The following is a 15,977-nucleotide window of genomic DNA, read 5'->3' as shown; positions in this document are numbered from 1 at the left end:
TATCATAACACCTTACCCACCGGAACATCGTTTGGATCAGATTCGTGGTTTTCAGGATCATCAAATGGCACTTCTGTATAGCCGTTTTTGAGATAGAACCATAAGCTGGTTTGTCTAGATTCAGCATGGATGCTTTTAACACCTGAACTTTTTAACCATTTCTCTATAAGCGTCAAAAACCTGCTTCCAAAGCTTTGATTTCGCCTATTCTCATCAGTGGCAATAATACGAATTGCAGCTCTTTTATCAGGCCAGAACTGAATATGGGCGTAAGCAACGATCTCTGTGCCTTGATACAAAACAAGATGGGCATGCTTTTCATGGTTAAAGGTCCATGTGTAAGGATCTTCTATGCCGTGGGGACCAAAGAAATAAATGTCCCTGAAATGTTTGGCTGCAGCCCATTCTGTGTTGTCGTTACATTTCAGCATGCGAATTCTGTTAAATCCGGCTTCTCTCAAAACTTCCCTAATAAAATCCCCTTTACGGAGTGTGTAATTCGTAAAAGGTGAATTTTCTTTGGTAAATGATGATTCATCTTGAATTAGCTCTTCTTTGAGCTTTGCGTAATCATCCAGTTTGTTTGGGTGATTTCGCAAGTAATCCCGGAAACACAGGTTTAATTCGATTTCCGGATGAAATTCCTCATATACATGGAGATTAAGATCGATATCTCCTCGTTTACTAAAGCCATAGTGCAATGGGATATTGTATTCACCACGATACTGAATTCCTATTTTTCCCAGTTGATCTCGAGCTAACAAGGGATCTTGCACTACGGCGATTATGTCAATTTTAGGTTTGGCCGCTAAACCCGGTACCGCCGTTGAACCAATATGGTGAATTGCTAAACAATTACCACCCAAGGCTTGCCCGATAAGCTTCGCCTCTTTTTCATAAATATGAGACCAATTTGGGTCATAGGGAACGACTTGGATTTCTTTAGACATTTCTAAACTCTACATAACGTTGATTGTTAAAATAGCTTTTGATGCCAAAAGCCACTCCTGGGATCATGGGCTCTGGTAACTTATATGGATCAAACCACCCTAGAGAATCCTGCTTTGAAGGCTCTAAATTTGTCGGTTCTTGAGCGTCGCCCAAATCACTAACAAAAAACAGTTCTAATGCATAAAATTTTTTCATAAAATCAAAATAATCTTTTTCTATAAGGAAAACTGTTGTTTCTAAAGTCACATCCTGAAGCTTAATCCCGATTTCTTCTTTGGCTTCACGAATAATGGCTTCTTTTGGTGATTCACCTGCCTCAATACTTCCTGTCACGCAATGCCAGTGAGAGGCCCAGATTTTGTTAGTCGGGCTTCTTCTCGTTAATAGAATTTTGCTATCTTTTCTTAAAATTAAATGTGGTATTATCATCATGATGATTTTGCAACCTTCAAATATTTATACGTAAACGTGAGTGCCCGTCCTATAAAATAGCCAGAAAATAATCCACTTATTACACTTTCAATAATAGAGTATTTAAGGAACAAGTCTGGATCTGTCGACTTTAAATAGCCAAAATAATATTTAACAAGAAAAAAGGAAATCAATACTATAAGCGTTCCATAACCTCCAGGCACTTCAATTGAACATTCTTTTTTATAACCTTTAATGTATTTCCTGTGTTTATAAAGAAGCTTGCTATGCTGCCTCCCATAATTACAAGACAAAATACCAAAGCATCATCTGAAAGAAGCGTTTTATACTTAATAGCCAGCAATATTAATGGAATGATAAAGAGCTTGGGCAGATAAATAACCCTTGTTTTTATACTCTTAATGCCTACAAACAATAAATAGCATAATATAGCCCAGACGTATAATGGCGTTCCTTTAATGATGTGTACAAATTCATTCATAACTCTTTCCTCATAAAACTCTTAATGCCTACAAACAATAAATAGCATAATATAGCCCAGACGTATAATGGCGTTCCTTTAATGATGTGTACAAATTCATTCATAACTCTTTCCTCATAAAATTCTTACATCTTTTTTAAAATACGCATCACTAAACCAGCAGGCAAAACGCGCAAGATGTGGCTTATGAAGAAATAGAAAAGAGATGGGTAACCTCGTGATTTTTTTAGCTCAGAGAATTTACGCATATACTTCGCCATTTTTTCAGCACTCCATGTAAAGGGAAAGTTGCCTTTAAGACCACCTGTTGCCACGGGACCCGTATAAATGGACGAGAAGATCAAGTTTCTTCCGCAATAAGTGAGCGATAAACTCTCAAAAGCTTTTGAAATAGCTGCTTTTGATGCACAATAAGCACTCCCTGTAGGTGGTGCAAAAATTGCATTTACCGAACTTGTAACAATAAAGTGAGCACCGCCGCCCAGCAGGCATGGTTTTTCAAAAAATTCAACAAAGGCTAAAACGCCAAAGTAATTGACTGCCATAATGCGTTCATGTATTTCAACCGTAAACGCTTCAGGGTTTTCAATAACTTTTTCACCTGCGATACCTGCATTCAAGAAGAAAAGATTGGGACAAAGACCTTGATCAAGAATATTTTGGCAAGCTCTACGAATATCAGACTTGTCTGAAATATCGCATATAATAGGGATGAATGAGGACCCCATTTCATTTTTTATTGCATTCAGTTTCTCTACCCTGCGAGCTATTCCAACGACAATCCAATCTTTGGATATCAACTCCCGAGTCAATGCTTCGCCGATTCCAGAAGATGCACCTGTAACGAGAGCAATATTCTGTTTATTCATATTCTTTTCCTTCTCTATCACGATTTACCACCCCAAGAAATTCCGCCATCTATGGCGAAGGTAGCACCGGTGACATATTTAGAGGCGCTATTTGAAGCAAGGTATAGTATCAATCCATCAAGATAACTTGGCTCGGCTATAAATCCTGCAGGTATTTTATCTTTCCAGAAATTAGGGTCATGTTTGTTTGGAGAACCCAGCAAATCTGACTGAACCGGTCCTGGATTAATTGTATTAATTCTGATTTTATACTGCGATAGCTCAGTTACTAAAGATTTTGTCATATGTATGACTGCAGCTTTGCTTGCGGCATAAGCCGTTAGCTCTTTGTAAGGGAAGCTATCACCATTTACACTGCTGATATTAATAATCGATCCATTGATTTTATGGCTCTTCATATGATTTGCGACTGCTTTGGTGACATACCACACGCCCATTACGTTGGTTTGCATAACTCGCTCAAAATCGCCATTATCATCCTCTGAAAAAACAGGAGTCAAGGCCTCAGTCGCTGCGTTGTTTATGCAGATATCAATCTTTTCACCGGCTTCTTCCAGTGCAGCAAACGCTGCTTTTACTGATGCTGAATTAGCGACATCCATCTGTATGGCTTTGCTGTTCTTAAGTTCCTTACTAAAAGCATTAAGTTTATCAATATCGCGACTAGCTAAAATTACTCGCGCACCAGCTTTGTTTAAAATAATGGCGAATTGTTTACCTAAGCCTTGGGATGCTCCTGTGATGATAGCCGTTTTACCATTCAAATTAAAAAGCATTGCCAGTGAATTAATTGTCTTACCAGATGCCATAGTCGTATTGCCGCTCCAAATAAATATAATAAGTAAAAAGCATTTTAAGAAGGTCCTCATATTCATCAAATCCAAAATTATTTTCTTGCCCCTTATGCGCAGCTTTATCTTGACGTACTTTGCTGTTTTATGCAAATATATTTTGTGTATAGACAGTATGTAACGCGTAAAATAACTGTTTAAAGGAGATCATTTGCATGCATCAACACCCATCTATTTCACCTTTCAACTCACTAACGGGAAAGTAAACTCATGAAAAAGTCATTAAAAACAAACTGGATCAACATGAAGGAAGTGTCAGGGTTCTTGCTCTATTCTGCTTATTTTGCGTGGAAGCGCAAGATTGAAAGTACTCTTTTGCCTCATGATCTTACGCATGTTCAGTTTATGCTTTTGATGACATTAGGATTTTTGAAGAAAGATAAGTCTGATGTATCGCAAAATGACCTCGCAAAGTTTTTGAGTTTTGATGTAACCATGACCTCTCAGGTATTACGTGCCCTAGAGAAAAGAGGATTACTCAAGCGCTCTCAAAAAGAAGGTGACGAACGGTCTAAATTTTCTGAGCTCACAGATGCCGGTGTAGCTAAAATACAAGGCGCAGCCAAGGATTTACTCAAGGCCGAAGAATCATTTTTTGTGAGCTTAGGGGAAAATAAGCAAGGCTTTGACGAACATTTACGCGGAATTTTACAACAACAAATAGCGGACGCGGCATGAGTAAAAAATGAAAAACAAAATTTATACGTTTAAAATATCTGTAGATAATAAAATTTTCAGGATCATAGAAATAAAAGGTGAAAAAAGCCTATATGACTTAGCAAATTTCATAGTGAAATCTTTTGATTTTGATATGGATCATGCATTTGGTTTTTACAATAACATTAAAGATTTATACAGCAGCGATGAAATTTATGAACTGTTTGCTGATATGGACGATTGCGACCCAAGTGAAAATGCGCAAGGAGTTAAGAAAACAAAAATTTACTCGGTGTTTGAGCCAAAAAAGAAAATGGCATTCTTATTTGATTATGGGGATGACTGGATTTTTCTAGTCGAATGCAAATCTATTGCAGAGCCTCTAGAAAAAACAAGGTATCCGCGTATTGTTGAAAAAGTTGGAAAATCACCAGAGCAATATCCTAATTATGACGAAGAATAATATGAGAAATGATAAAACCAATCTATTTGTAGTAATTTTGAGTTACAAGGTTCCATTGGAAAAAATTGACGCCTTTAGATCAGCTCATTTAGATTTTTTAAGCAATTACTATGCTAAGGATTTTTTTATTGCTTCTGGCCCTCAAATACCACGTAAAGGTGGGATAATAATTGCAAAATGTGATAGCAAAGATGTTTTGCAAACAATATTGAAACAGGACCCGTTTGCAGAAAAAAATCTAGCAACCTATGAGATAATCGAATTTTCTCCGACAAAATGGAGCAAGGAATTTGAAAGTATTGTATTTGCACAAAGACAAGAAGATGATCCGAACAAAATCCTCGATGAACTTAAATCAAGGGAGCCAATCTTTCATCATCCTGAAAAGTTTGGAAAAACAAAAGAAGATATTTCCAAACAAATATGTGATGAATTTTGGGAAGTTGGTGCATCAGGTAATGTCTACACCAAACAAGACGTTATAGAAACTCTGCTTGAGCGGTATAACGACCCAGATTATCAAGATATTTGGGAAGCAAAAGACTTTGAGCTCACCAAAATCGTGCCGGATAATTATTTACTGACATACTCCCTTATCCAAGACAAAACAAGAGCCACAAGAAGATCAACACTTTGGCGCAGAGTCAATGGTGATTGGAAGATACTCTATCATCAAGGAACTTTGATTGAGGAAGGTAGCGCATGAGTAAAAATAATATCCATGTTTTGAGTCGAGGCGTGATAATAGATCAAGGGCATATTCTCCTAGCGTATGATCCAAGACCGCACCCTAACCATTATTATGAATTAAATACTCCTTTTTATTATCTTCCTGGGGGGCATATTGATTTTCAAGAATCTGCATCCAATGCACTGATTCGCGAGATAAAAGAAGAAACAGGATTTGAAGCAGCAATAGAAAAATTTTTAGGAATTATTGAACATGCATGGAATTTTCCAGGGGATGAGGTCTGTTGTCATACGCACGAAATTAATTTGATTTATAAGCTCAGTATTACAGAGTTAAAATTTGGAGATAAGGTGCCACAAAAAGAAGAGCATGTTGCTTTCGAATGGCTACCAACTGACTCGCTATACGAGATCGATCTTCGTCCCTTACCACTTAAATCCGCTTTATCTAAATGGTTGGAAGGTACTAACGATAATATATTTTGGAGCACAATGAAATGAATAACCTTGCTTTGCAAAACACTTGACCTACCAATCAGTTTTTATTTTCTCCCAGGGGGGCATGTTGAGCATGGTGAATCGGTTGAAACATCGCTCCTTCGTGAATTAATAGAAGAAACTGGAGCTCATTGCAAAATCAAGAGATTTTTAGGATGTTTAGAATACAGCTTCGAACCAGGGCATAGCAGTATCTGTCACAACCATGAATATAATTTTATTTTTGAGGCTGAATCAGAATCTTTGAAAATTGAAAACAAAATACCGCAACTTGAAGCTCATATTGAATTAATTTGGGTACCCTTGCATCAAATATCTGAAATTGATTTTAGAGCTGAGCCCCTGCGAGAGCTTGTACCACAATGGTTAAAATACCCAGCTTCAGATGTATTTAGGAGCGTGATGATATGACACAACCAACAACCATCATCTATTTAACCGGCAAACCCGGAGTTGGAAAATACACCATCGCTAAGGAGTTGGCTGCAAATCATGGTTTTATCGTGTGCGATAATCAACTCATCAATAATCCTATTTTTGAGCTATTGCAATATGACGGATATGCCAAGATACCTGATTTTGCTTGGGAAGCGATTGGGAATATTAGAAGATGCGTTTTGACGTTTTTAGCCAAAGAAATCCATAACAGTTATGTTCTGACAAACAACCTATACGAAGATGCAGGCGATAAAGTCTGTTATGCAGAAGTGGTTTATATGGCAGAAGCAAGGGGCTCAATATTTGTGCCTGTCAGGCTTTTGATTGATCAAGATGAACATTTACGACGGGTTGTGGATCCAAAGAGGCGTAATCGATGGAAATCAATTGATCCGCAAGATGTGCACGATGAACCCCCACTTCTTTCCATCTCCCACCCTAATGTATTTTCGCTAAATGTTAGCAATTTAAGCCCGGAAGATGCTGCAGAAGCGATTATGAATCATATAAAAATACTAACTCAGAGGTGAATATGAAAACACTTAAACATACAACAGCAAAAGCCTCTTATTACAACACAAGGGCTGAGTGCTATGATGAATTTAATGAAAATAATTCGAAGGCCATCAATGCGCTTTTAGAGAAAATATTAAAAGAGCATCAGGTTGCTACCGTTCTTGATCTTACTTGCGGCACTGGTTCTCAAGTCTTTTGGCTCGTCGAGGCAGGCTTTGAAGTCGTAGGCAGCGACATTAGCCAGAGCATGCTCAAAATTGCTAAACAAAAAGCGAAATTAAAGCAATTGAAAATTAAATTCTTACAAGGAGATTGCCGCACTGTTCATGCAGGCCAGTTCGATGCTGCGATTACAATCTTTAATGCAATTGGTCATTTGACTCGAGAAGACTTTAAACTCACCATCCAAAATATAAATCGTAATTTGAATCCGGGTGGCTTGTATATTTTCGACATATTTAACTTAGATTATCTGAAAGCCGGCAATAACATCACAAAATTAACCGGAGACTGGATGGCGGTCTCCGATGGTCAGAAATTCAGAGAAATCCAATTTAGCACCATCTCTGATGACGGCATTTTAGCATCCTATAGTACCTATGTTTATCAAGATGGAAATGAGAGCCCCACAAAAGTATCAAAAGGTTATGAAAACACCTTACAGGTTTACGGTAGCGATGAGTTGCAAGAAATCTTAAAAGAAAATGGGTTTGTTGTATTGGCTCAAACCGACATAAATGGCGAAGCGTTTTCAAAAGAGGGTTCTGAGCGAATATTAACAATTGCCAAGAAGGTGTAATGCTATGAATAACCTTACCCACAGAAAAGCAAGAATTGCTGATTTACCACGTCTTATAGCGCTGCTCTTAGAAGATGAATTAGGAAGCACAAGAGAATCAAAATCAGCTGCAGTGCATGAAAACTACATCAAAGCATTTTACAAAATCGATAGCGATCCAAACCAATATTTAATGGTCATAGAAAATGACGATGAAATTCTTGGCACCTGCCATCTCACCATTATGCCATCACTCACTTTTATCGGCAGCACCCGTATGCAAATCAGGGTAGCCGGGAAACATAGAGGCCAGAAAATAGGATCTTGGATGTTTAATCAAGCGATTTCTTATGCCAAGGAAAATGATGTTTCTGTTGTCCAGCTCACAACAAATAAAAAGCGATCACAAGCAAAACATTTTTATGAAACGCTTGGCTTCGAGGCAAGTCATGAAGGTATGAAATTATATTTGGAGCAAGTGGCATGAGCATTAATTTTGAAAAAGCCAATGTAAATCACGTTAATATTATTTTTGGTTGGCTTGCAGAGCCTTTTGTTCAGGAGTTTTGGGATAATACGCAAGGCCATAAAGACGATATTTTAAATTTTGTTAATGGCAGAAAAGAACCTTCGAATTATTGTGAAGGCAAGTATTTTTATTGGATAGCAAGCTGGAATCGCCACCCATTTGCAATGTTAATGACGATCCAAGAAACAGCTGAAGACCACATCGATGATATTAAATTAAGTCACCTTTCAAAAACCGGTAATACGTATGGCATCGATTACATGATTGGGGATAAAGATTATTTTGGCAAAGGCTATGGGGCCAAGACCTTATCGGAATTTCTTGATTTCTTCAGAAGAGAATTCGACGGATCAGCCGATACATTTATAATAGACCCTGCTAGTGATAATCCTAGAGCAGAGCATGTTTATATGAAAGCAGGTTTTGAGCATATTGCTGACTTTATAATGGGTGGAGATTGTAGCGGTGCCGGTAAGCCCCATCATTTATTGATTAGACGTTTTCTGTCTGCAAATAAGAATCACATCAAAGCAATTTGCCATCATTTTAATCTTGGAACACCGATTCAAGCGCCCACAAGAGTACACGGTGGCTTGCTGCATATCATGTGGCGTCTTGATACAGATAAAGGCTCCTATGCGATTAAGCAGCTATCTAAAGATATTGATTTGCAAAATGAGCAAGTCATTAAAAATTATGAATTGAGCGAGCAAATAGCTTCAAGTTTTATAGCTCAAAATATCCCTGGGGTATGCGCTCTCTCGCAATCTGATAAACATCTTTTAATTACAGATGAATATGGCTACCTTGTGTACCCTTGGGTTAACGCGAAAGCTTTAGATAAAGATGAAATTAACGAAGGTCAAGCATTATTCATTGCCAGAATACTTGCAAAAATGCATTTAATAAATCTCTGTATTGAAGGTATCGATCAACCTGAATTTGATATTCATGATAACAAACACATTACAAACTTAATTAAGCAGTCAACTCAAATGCGGCTTCCATTTGCTGACATTTTAAATTCCCATTTATCTACCCTTCTCGAAATTAATGAAAATTATTTGGGTTCAATTGAAATTCTTAAAAAACATACAGTCGTTGGACATGGTGACTTAGATCAAAAAAATGTTTTGTGGACTGAGAACAAGGAACCTCTATTAATTGATTGGGAATCGGCCCGTAAACTAAACCCCACATATGAAATTGTAAATGCTGCGTTAGATTGGTCGGGCGTGACAACCAATCTCAAGATCAATTTGTTCCATAAAATGCTTAAATCTTATTCGGAGTCCGGAGGTTTAATTGAAAAACGCATAATTGAAGCGGCGTTTTATGGGGTTATGGGAAATTGGATTAACTGGATGGTTTACAATATTAATCGGTCTATCAATCAAAGAGAACTTGAGCAAAAAAATATTGGGATAGAACAAGTCATGCAAGTATTGCCAACAATTTTAAGAGTAAAAACTTTGATGCCAGAATTAATAAGTGAGATAGCGTCATGATCAAAATCGAACTGCTTAAAAACCATCCCAGCACTATACCCGCACTTGCACACATTTGGCATGAAGTATTAGGTAAAATCTGGGTTCCTGATGTACCCGTTGAACGTGTTATCACAAGATTTGCAGATCACTTGAAGATCCACGCTTTGCCAATCACTTTTGTTGCATTAGATGGTGATTTACCGGTTGGCATGTGCTCTTTGCGTGAAAATGATGGCATTCGTCCAGATCTTACTCCTTGGCTCGGTTCACTTGTCGTCGATCCAAAATATCAAAAGCAAGGCATTGGCAAGATGCTGATTGATGTGACTGTACTGAAAGCAAAAGAGCTTGGTTTTGAAAAGCTGTACTTGTTTGCTTTTGATCCCACCATACCAGAATACTGCGAACGTCTTGGATGGAGGGAAATCGGTATGGATGAATTTAAATCTCATCCTGTAATCGTTATGGAGGCATTGTATGATCAAAATCGACCTTCTGAAAAATCATCCAGATGCTATACCAGCGCTTGCTCAAGTGTGGCATGACGTTTTAGGTAGAATTTGGTTTCCAGAGCTTACAATTCAAGAGATAGAGTTATTGACATATGATGAGCTCAATCACCCAGATGAAACAACTTCATTCGTTGCGTTGTGTGATGAAATTCCAGTAGGATTTTGCACATTGAAACTTAAGGAAGAGTTTTGTCCAGATTTAGGGCCGTGGCTTGCAGATGTAGTAGTAGCCTCGAAATATCAAAAACAGGGGATCGGCAAAATGCTGATTGACATCGCAGTCCTAAAAGCAAAAGAGCTTGGCTTTGAAAAGCTGTACTTGTTTGCTTTTGATCCCACAATACCAGAATACTACGAACGTCTTGGATGGAGGAAAATCGGTATGGATGAATTTAAATCTCATCCTGTAACCGTTATGGAGGTGGAGTTATGAACAGCTTAGCAGAGTATAGCTCACCTTTAATTTATGAATCAGAATACGGTGGTTACACAGATGATTTCGATGTTTTTTGTAGCACCGTAACAAAAGGTGAAGCACTTGATATTGCTTGCGGTACAGGGCGTAACACTTAGGCTTCCTGAAATTGGGTTAAAGTGCATTGGCATAGATACCAGCGATCCGATGCTTGGATTAGCTAAAGAAAAAGCACGAAACCATGGGCTTGATATTACGTATCTAAACGTAGATATGCGCAATTTTAACCTTAATAAAAAATTCGATCTACTAACAATGGCAGGCAACAGCTTCCAAGCTCTTCTTACAGAAAAAGACCAGTTTAGGTGCCTTTCTTCGATTACAATCCATATGCATGACAAAAGTTTATTCATCATGAACACACGCAATACAACCGATGATGAAATGCGTGACGCTCCACGATTTGAACATTGGCATGATTTCATTTATGATAAAAATCAGCTGGTTAAAGTGTATGGTATGCAAGTTTTTGATCCTAAAACAAACATTGTGAAATATACCACAAAACGATCATGGCAAAGTTTTGAAACTTTAACCAAGATTGAATTGAAATTTACCAACTTAACGAACCTGTCAAAAATTCTGAGGCAGTCTGGGCTTGAGATTTGAGAAATCTATGGGGATTTCATGAAGGCGCCCTTTGATCCACTGAACTCCAAGGATATTATTTTAATTTGTAAGAGAACACTATGACTACTGAATCTACTCCACCCCTTGATCTTGCGGGCAAACTCATAGCGGAGCAATTTCCAGAATACGCTAGTTTACCTATCGTTGATGTTGAGAAACAAGGACATGATAACCGCACCTATAGGCTTGGTGAGCATATGCTTATTCGTATGCCAACAGCTAAGACTTACGCTTTAAAAGTTCCAAAAGAGCAAGAACTACTGCCGCAATTAGCAAAACGTTTAAGCGTTAGCATTCCAGCTCCGATTAAAATGGGAAAGCCATCGGCAAATTATCCTTATCCATTTTCTATATATCAATGGTTGCCTGGAAAAAGTATCAACCTCCTGACGTTAACAACTCAAGACAAAGAACAACTTGCCTTTGATCTCGCCAAATTTTTAAAAGAGCTGCAAACAATTAATGATGTTGCAGGCCCTCCCGCCTTCGCTGGAGCTTCGGCGTGGTGCGAGCCGGGTCAGCACAACTGGTGGCGAGGTGATCATGTAAGTGTTTACGATAAAGGAGCGCGAGAACAGATCGCAGAGCTAGCTGAAATCATAGATGCAAGCAAAGCATTAGCTTTATGGGATAAGGCTTGTGCGACAATATGGAATAAGGCGCCAATATGGATTCATGGCGATTTTGCGATTGGCAATATACTGATGGATGGTGGAAAACTATCAGCAGTCATTGACTTTGGCGGTGCTGCGGTTGGCGATCCTGCCTGTGATCTTGTTATTGCATGGACTTATTTGAGCGGCAAATCTCGTGAGATTTTTATATCAAAAATGGATATGGCCCCAGATACATGGCTCCGAGCCCGCGCCTGGGCATTGTGGAAAGCAACATTTGAGCTATGCCAGATAGCAGATAAAAGTAACTCTGATACTGAAACGCATAAACGAATTATTGATGAGGTTGTAAATGGGCAAAAAATTTAAATACACGTTCCTAGTATTCTTTGTTGGGCTTTGGATGTATTCCATTACAGAACCGCTATATACACCTACCGCCTTACCGGTGGGCGCAAATCACTATGATTTTCCGGAAGTTATAGCACATAAGGCATTAATATCGGATTCTTTCCCAGGAAATAGTCTATCTGCAATTACGGAAGCTCTATCAAGTACAGTAGATGGTATAGAAGTTGATGTCAGTATGTCAAAAAATGGCGTGTTATTTTTATATCATGGAGATACTTTAGAAGAATATACAGACCATCAAGGAATACCAGAAGATTATGATTGGTCGCGTCTGTCACAAGCGCGATATAAAGGCACAGAAGAAAAGCTGATCTCACTTGAGGAATTTTTTACTATTGTGGGAAGACAAAAAGTAATTTTTCTTGATATAAAATCTAGTAATAAAATCGATACTCAGATGGCACATCGTGTGGTTGACTGTATAAAACGATATCAGCTTCAGGATAATGTATTTGTTGAATCTTTTAATCCTATTACATTAGCCACCATCAGGTTATACAGTCGCGACATCATGCTGATGTATGATTTTGCTGATAATACAACGGCATTTGGTGAAGAATCTCAGGATCAATTTAACAAAATTCCATGGGTTTTGAAACAACACTGGGTGCAAAAACAAGTACGGAGAATTATTAGACCTGATGTATTAGGTCCCAGATTCAACCTAGCCCCCAGGGTACTGGCAAACCTTGTGGCTCACGGTTATCCTGTTATTAGTTGGACCGTTGATGATTCTAAACGTGCAAAATCTTTATATAAGTCTGGCGTTAAAGGGTTGCAAAGCAATAAACCGCAATTAATAGAAAATGTACTAGAACGAAAACGCAAAAGAATTTTAGATGCAGGAGGAAATGCCGAATTTATTCACTCAATGATAAAAGTAAACAATATTCAGGATATGCAAGAAGGTATTAAAATAGCCAAGAAAAAGGGCAAACCCATAAGCATTGGGGGGCGCAGGCACTCTATGGGTGGGCAAACTTTCTCTAAGGATGCTATTTTTCTGAATATGCTTAATTTTAACAATGTGACCTATAACCCCAAAACAAATACCGTAACAGCACAAGCTGGTGCTACGTGGAAAAAAATCCAGGAAATTCTAGCACGCCATGGAAGAAGCGTTAAGGTTATGCAATCAGATAATATATTCACCGTTGGAGGTTCAATCGGGGTAAATGTTCACGGATGGCAAGTGGGTTCTCCACCCATTGTATCAACAGTATTAAAAATGACTGTTATAACCGCTAATGGAGATATACAGACTATTTCTCCTTCTCTAAACCCAGAATTATTTAATGCAGTTATAGGTGGATACGGTATGTTTGCATTGATTGTAGATGCAGAACTTGGAACTGTCCCAAATTCGCTTGTGAAATTTCACGCCCTCTTTACAAAAGCAGAGAATTTCCATGAGAAGTTTGAGAAAAGTATTAGCGGTAACCCAAAAATAGAATTAGCTTATGCTAGACTTTCTACAGACCAAGATAATCTCTTGAATGAAGTTGGTTTGTTTTGGTACGAAACTCAAAAAACTTTTGCAGAAGAAAATGACATTAGTCCTGAAAAGCTTATAGCAATTAAACGTAGCATTTTTAGATTTTCTGAGTACCACAATCTAGGCAAAAAGCTCAGATGGCAGGCAGAAAAAACTTATACAAAGATGCTTGCAGAAAAACCAACGTTGTTGAGCCGCAATGATGCGATGAATACAGACATACATATTCTCTGGCCCCTTTATGGAAAAAATAAAGATATTTTGCATGAATACTTTATCCCTAAAAAACATGTATCCCAATTTATACAAAAACTAAAGATGCATGTAATAGCACACAATATCAACATCTTGAATGTAACGATACGAGAGGTTAAAAAGGATGCTACATCATCTTTGCCTTATGCTAAACAAGATGTTTATGGTCTCGTATGTCTCTTCTCTCAAGGACAAACTCCAGAAGACGAAGAAAAAATGAAAAGGTTTACTCAAGCGCTTATCGATGATGCGTTGGCTGTAAATGGAACTTTTTACCTTCCATATCGATTACATTATACTCCAGAACAGTTATTATCTGCTTATCCTGAAATTAAGTCATGGATCAATCTTAAAAAGAAGTATGATCCCAATTCAATCTTTCAAAGTCAATTTTTTGTTTACATTAATACAATCCTTAATAATAAGGCAGAAGATGCAAAATAAAACCCGCTTCTCTTTAATCATCTGGATTGTGGCACTTATAGCGATTGGTGGAGCTATCGGCTCTCTAACCAAGCCAGAGATTAGCACTTGGTATAGCACGTTAAATCGCTCACCCCTGACACCGCCAAATTATGTATTTCCGGTTGCTTGGACTATCTTATACGGAATGATTGGCGCTTGCGGCTGGCTCATTTGGCGCACGTCTTCATTTCCTAAGCTAAGTGTTATCACAACATTATACGTAACTCAGCTCATTTTAAACTGGAGCTGGACACCTTTGTTTTTCCATTACCATTTAACCGGGATTTCTCTCGTAGTTTTGGTCGCTATGGATATTCTGGTCTGTGCGCTTATTTATCTGACTTACAAAAAAATGAAAGCGGTTTCGCTGCTGATGATTCCTTATCTGTCATGGATCCTATTCGCCAGCTACTTAAACTTTTACATATGGCGGTGGAACTGATACGTCTATGATTTTTCAAAGTCAAACATATCAATATATTTCCTGTTAAATTTATAGACCCTCGCGTGAATATTACTCCATGTATTTCTTTTGACAGTAAATCCAATAACGGCCAAGCTTCTGTTCAGTCGTAATAAAGGAATAACTGCGTTATAACTAGGCACTGTTCTGACGCTACGATACCCGTATAGAAAAACATTTTTGTAGCCATTAAAATTCCCCCATTCACCGTGTTCAATAGAACAGAAATCATCTTCTGCAAAACCTGATCTAGCCGATGACCAATCAATAATTCCACTTAAAGTATTTTGATGGATAATTATATTGCCTGGTCTAAAATCTCTATGAATAATGCATGGATCATCAACTTGTTCTAAAAGATTTAAAGAGTCATTAAAATAATTCAAGCTTTTCAAGATGGTGTCTTTCGGTAGATGACCTTTGCATTCATCTATACCTTCTTCAAATTTCGCCTTAAAATGCAAAATAGGGTCTGGGCTTAACTCTAAGTTTCTATTCAAATATCCAAAACCATTTGTTTTATTTTCGTGGATTATTGCCAAAGATTTTCCTATTTCAAAGGCTATTTCTTTTGTTATGGTATGAGGTGTTAGCAAATCTCCAGGTAAATACTCCATTAGAACTGCAGCAAAATTTTCCGCTCCTAGTGGTACAGTGCTGATAATTTTAGGAACTAAAATTTGCTTAGAAAAATAACCCAGAAAATAAACTTCATTTGCATAATCAAATGGAGATTCGCATATTTTTAAAATACAAGGCCGACCATTCAAAACCTTATAAACGGTCGCAACCATTTCCTCATCATGATCTATTCTTATAAATAAGGAATCTTCATTCAAACTCAAAAGCTCTTGATATTTTTGCGTGTTAATTACAGGCATGATAAGCCTCATCAAAAACATTTGTTATCTGCTGGAAATAGCCCGTATCGCAACCATCTTCTAGTGCCCGAGCCCATAAGTGTTGAAGGTGTCAAAATAAATGTTTAACAGCATTGAAATCTCCTCCTGAAAT

At 37.9% G+C, this 15,977-nt stretch carries 22 protein-coding genes; 16 read left to right on the top strand and 6 right to left on the bottom strand.

Annotation, left to right across the window (positions count from 1 at the left end; translation table 11 throughout):
- Nucleotides 1-2: 2 nt before the first annotated feature.
- The 5 genes from HE1_RS06145 to HE1_RS06125 form a co-directional block, all read right to left on the bottom strand.
- The gene (locus tag HE1_RS06145; RefSeq protein WP_035545818.1) at nt 3-950 is read right to left on the bottom strand and encodes a GNAT family N-acetyltransferase; all 948 of its coding nucleotides are present in this window, start codon (nt 948-950) and stop codon (nt 3-5) included.
- Entirely contained in the window at nt 943-1,383 is a 441-nt protein-coding gene (locus HE1_RS06140; RefSeq protein ID WP_006301210.1) for an NUDIX domain-containing protein, read from the bottom strand. The genes HE1_RS06145 and HE1_RS06140 overlap by 8 nt, the downstream gene beginning before the upstream one ends.
- Before the next feature lie 175 nt (nt 1,384-1,558).
- Nucleotides 1,559-1,864, bottom strand: a complete 306-nt coding sequence (locus HE1_RS06135) for a hypothetical protein (RefSeq protein ID WP_035545809.1) — start codon at nt 1,862-1,864, stop codon at nt 1,559-1,561.
- A gap of 125 nt (nt 1,865-1,989) precedes the next feature.
- A complete protein-coding gene (locus HE1_RS06130) occupies nt 1,990-2,733 on the bottom strand; it encodes an SDR family NAD(P)-dependent oxidoreductase (RefSeq protein ID WP_006293443.1) in 744 nt (247 codons plus the stop codon).
- Nucleotides 2,734-2,750: 17 nt separating this feature from the next.
- A complete protein-coding gene (locus tag HE1_RS06125; RefSeq protein WP_235075677.1) occupies nt 2,751-3,677 on the bottom strand; it encodes an SDR family NAD(P)-dependent oxidoreductase in 927 nt (308 codons plus the stop codon).
- 117 nt (nt 3,678-3,794) lie between these two features.
- On the opposite strand from HE1_RS06125, the gene HE1_RS06120 reads away from it, so the two are divergent.
- The 16 genes from HE1_RS06120 to HE1_RS06045 all read left to right on the top strand — a co-directional run bounded on the left by HE1_RS06120 (nt 3,795) and on the right by HE1_RS06045 (nt 14,942).
- Nucleotides 3,795-4,262, top strand: a complete 468-nt coding sequence (locus HE1_RS06120) for a MarR family winged helix-turn-helix transcriptional regulator (protein WP_052567446.1) — start codon at nt 3,795-3,797, stop codon at nt 4,260-4,262.
- A 7-nt stretch (nt 4,263-4,269) separates the two neighbouring features.
- Nucleotides 4,270-4,704, top strand: a complete 435-nt coding sequence (locus HE1_RS06115; RefSeq protein ID WP_006293438.1) for an IS1096 element passenger TnpR family protein — start codon at nt 4,270-4,272, stop codon at nt 4,702-4,704.
- Nucleotides 4,691-5,410 (top strand): YciI family protein, encoded by a 720-nt coding sequence (locus HE1_RS09425; RefSeq protein ID WP_006293435.1) that lies wholly within the window; start codon nt 4,691-4,693, stop codon nt 5,408-5,410. Before HE1_RS06115 ends, HE1_RS09425 begins: the two co-directional genes overlap by 14 nt.
- A complete protein-coding gene (locus tag HE1_RS06105; protein ID WP_006293395.1) occupies nt 5,407-5,895 on the top strand; it encodes an NUDIX domain-containing protein in 489 nt (162 codons plus the stop codon). Before HE1_RS09425 ends, HE1_RS06105 begins: the two co-directional genes overlap by 4 nt.
- 6 nt (nt 5,896-5,901) lie before the next feature.
- A complete protein-coding gene (locus tag HE1_RS06100; RefSeq protein ID WP_006293411.1) occupies nt 5,902-6,303 on the top strand; it encodes an NUDIX domain-containing protein in 402 nt (133 codons plus the stop codon).
- On the top strand, nt 6,300-6,860 hold the full coding sequence (locus HE1_RS06095; protein WP_006293413.1) for a P-loop nucleotide/nucleoside kinase family protein: 561 nt from the start codon (nt 6,300-6,302) through the stop codon (nt 6,858-6,860). Before HE1_RS06100 ends, HE1_RS06095 begins: the two co-directional genes overlap by 4 nt.
- 2 nt (nt 6,861-6,862) lie before the next feature.
- Complete coding sequence (locus tag HE1_RS06650) at nt 6,863-7,645, top strand: class I SAM-dependent methyltransferase (protein ID WP_052567444.1); 783 nt, start codon at nt 6,863-6,865, stop codon at nt 7,643-7,645.
- A gap of 4 nt (nt 7,646-7,649) precedes the next feature.
- Nucleotides 7,650-8,111, top strand: a complete 462-nt coding sequence (locus tag HE1_RS06085) for a GNAT family N-acetyltransferase (protein ID WP_035545887.1) — start codon at nt 7,650-7,652, stop codon at nt 8,109-8,111.
- The gene (locus tag HE1_RS09420; protein WP_206537266.1) at nt 8,108-9,661 is read left to right on the top strand and encodes a GNAT family N-acetyltransferase; all 1,554 of its coding nucleotides are present in this window, start codon (nt 8,108-8,110) and stop codon (nt 9,659-9,661) included. Before HE1_RS06085 ends, HE1_RS09420 begins: the two co-directional genes overlap by 4 nt.
- Nucleotides 9,658-10,188, top strand: coding sequence for a GNAT family N-acetyltransferase (locus tag HE1_RS06070; RefSeq protein WP_035545802.1), 531 nt, complete (start codon nt 9,658-9,660; stop codon nt 10,186-10,188). The genes HE1_RS09420 and HE1_RS06070 overlap by 4 nt, the downstream gene beginning before the upstream one ends.
- On the top strand, nt 10,121-10,588 hold the full coding sequence (locus HE1_RS06065) for a GNAT family N-acetyltransferase (protein WP_035545797.1): 468 nt from the start codon (nt 10,121-10,123) through the stop codon (nt 10,586-10,588). Before HE1_RS06070 ends, HE1_RS06065 begins: the two co-directional genes overlap by 68 nt.
- A complete protein-coding gene (locus HE1_RS09415; protein ID WP_206537265.1) occupies nt 10,585-10,728 on the top strand; it encodes a hypothetical protein in 144 nt (47 codons plus the stop codon). Before HE1_RS06065 ends, HE1_RS09415 begins: the two co-directional genes overlap by 4 nt.
- Complete coding sequence (locus tag HE1_RS06060; protein WP_206537264.1) at nt 10,700-11,239, top strand: methyltransferase domain-containing protein; 540 nt, start codon at nt 10,700-10,702, stop codon at nt 11,237-11,239. Before HE1_RS09415 ends, HE1_RS06060 begins: the two co-directional genes overlap by 29 nt.
- A gap of 80 nt (nt 11,240-11,319) precedes the next feature.
- The gene (locus tag HE1_RS06055) at nt 11,320-12,243 is read left to right on the top strand and encodes an aminoglycoside phosphotransferase family protein (RefSeq protein ID WP_035545791.1); all 924 of its coding nucleotides are present in this window, start codon (nt 11,320-11,322) and stop codon (nt 12,241-12,243) included.
- On the top strand, nt 12,227-14,479 hold the full coding sequence (locus tag HE1_RS06050) for an FAD-binding protein (RefSeq protein WP_006291684.1): 2,253 nt from the start codon (nt 12,227-12,229) through the stop codon (nt 14,477-14,479). Before HE1_RS06055 ends, HE1_RS06050 begins: the two co-directional genes overlap by 17 nt.
- Nucleotides 14,469-14,942 carry a TspO/MBR family protein gene (locus HE1_RS06045; RefSeq protein WP_035545788.1) on the top strand — a complete coding sequence of 158 codons (474 nt, stop codon included), beginning with the start codon at nt 14,469-14,471 and terminating at the stop codon, nt 14,940-14,942. The genes HE1_RS06050 and HE1_RS06045 overlap by 11 nt, the downstream gene beginning before the upstream one ends.
- A gap of 5 nt (nt 14,943-14,947) precedes the next feature.
- Here the strand turns inward: HE1_RS06045 and HE1_RS07760 are convergent, their stop codons facing one another.
- Nucleotides 14,948-15,844: an aminoglycoside phosphotransferase family protein gene (locus HE1_RS07760; protein WP_162531316.1), complete on the bottom strand. Its 897-nt coding sequence runs from the start codon at nt 15,842-15,844 to the stop codon at nt 14,948-14,950.
- Nucleotides 15,845-15,977: the final 133 nt, after the last annotated feature.

Origin of the sequence: Holospora elegans E1, assembly GCF_000648275.1 — a bacterium.
GTDB lineage: Bacteria > Pseudomonadota > Alphaproteobacteria > Holosporales > Holosporaceae > Holospora > Holospora undulata_A.
The sequence above is the reverse complement of the archived record's forward strand: the minus strand, read 5'-3'. Positions and strand labels throughout refer to the sequence as shown.

What these genes read in the sequence shown, in the direction of transcription:
- HE1_RS06145 (WP_035545818.1), bottom strand. Translation starts at nt 950, where the DNA reads ATGTCTAAAGAAATCCAAGTCGTTCCCTATGACCCAAATTGGTCTCAT.
- HE1_RS06140 (WP_006301210.1), bottom strand. Translation starts at nt 1,383, where the DNA reads ATGATGATAATACCACATTTAATTTTAAGAAAAGATAGCAAAATTCTA.
- HE1_RS06135 (WP_035545809.1), bottom strand. Translation starts at nt 1,864, where the DNA reads ATGAATGAATTTGTACACATCATTAAAGGAACGCCATTATACGTCTGG.
- HE1_RS06130 (WP_006293443.1), bottom strand. Translation starts at nt 2,733, where the DNA reads ATGAATAAACAGAATATTGCTCTCGTTACAGGTGCATCTTCTGGAATC.
- HE1_RS06120 (WP_052567446.1), top strand. Translation starts at nt 3,795, where the DNA reads ATGAAAAAGTCATTAAAAACAAACTGGATCAACATGAAGGAAGTGTCA.
- HE1_RS06115 (WP_006293438.1), top strand. Translation starts at nt 4,270, where the DNA reads ATGAAAAACAAAATTTATACGTTTAAAATATCTGTAGATAATAAAATT.
- HE1_RS09425 (WP_006293435.1), top strand. Translation starts at nt 4,691, where the DNA reads ATGACGAAGAATAATATGAGAAATGATAAAACCAATCTATTTGTAGTA.
- HE1_RS06105 (WP_006293395.1), top strand. Translation starts at nt 5,407, where the DNA reads ATGAGTAAAAATAATATCCATGTTTTGAGTCGAGGCGTGATAATAGAT.
- HE1_RS06095 (WP_006293413.1), top strand. Translation starts at nt 6,300, where the DNA reads ATGACACAACCAACAACCATCATCTATTTAACCGGCAAACCCGGAGTT.
- HE1_RS06650 (WP_052567444.1), top strand. Translation starts at nt 6,863, where the DNA reads ATGAAAACACTTAAACATACAACAGCAAAAGCCTCTTATTACAACACA.
- HE1_RS06085 (WP_035545887.1), top strand. Translation starts at nt 7,650, where the DNA reads ATGAATAACCTTACCCACAGAAAAGCAAGAATTGCTGATTTACCACGT.
- HE1_RS09420 (WP_206537266.1), top strand. Translation starts at nt 8,108, where the DNA reads ATGAGCATTAATTTTGAAAAAGCCAATGTAAATCACGTTAATATTATT.
- HE1_RS06070 (WP_035545802.1), top strand. Translation starts at nt 9,658, where the DNA reads ATGATCAAAATCGAACTGCTTAAAAACCATCCCAGCACTATACCCGCA.
- HE1_RS06065 (WP_035545797.1), top strand. Translation starts at nt 10,121, where the DNA reads ATGATCAAAATCGACCTTCTGAAAAATCATCCAGATGCTATACCAGCG.
- HE1_RS09415 (WP_206537265.1), top strand. Translation starts at nt 10,585, where the DNA reads ATGAACAGCTTAGCAGAGTATAGCTCACCTTTAATTTATGAATCAGAA.
- HE1_RS06055 (WP_035545791.1), top strand. Translation starts at nt 11,320, where the DNA reads ATGACTACTGAATCTACTCCACCCCTTGATCTTGCGGGCAAACTCATA.
- HE1_RS06050 (WP_006291684.1), top strand. Translation starts at nt 12,227, where the DNA reads ATGGGCAAAAAATTTAAATACACGTTCCTAGTATTCTTTGTTGGGCTT.
- HE1_RS06045 (WP_035545788.1), top strand. Translation starts at nt 14,469, where the DNA reads ATGCAAAATAAAACCCGCTTCTCTTTAATCATCTGGATTGTGGCACTT.
- HE1_RS07760 (WP_162531316.1), bottom strand. Translation starts at nt 15,844, where the DNA reads ATGCCTGTAATTAACACGCAAAAATATCAAGAGCTTTTGAGTTTGAAT.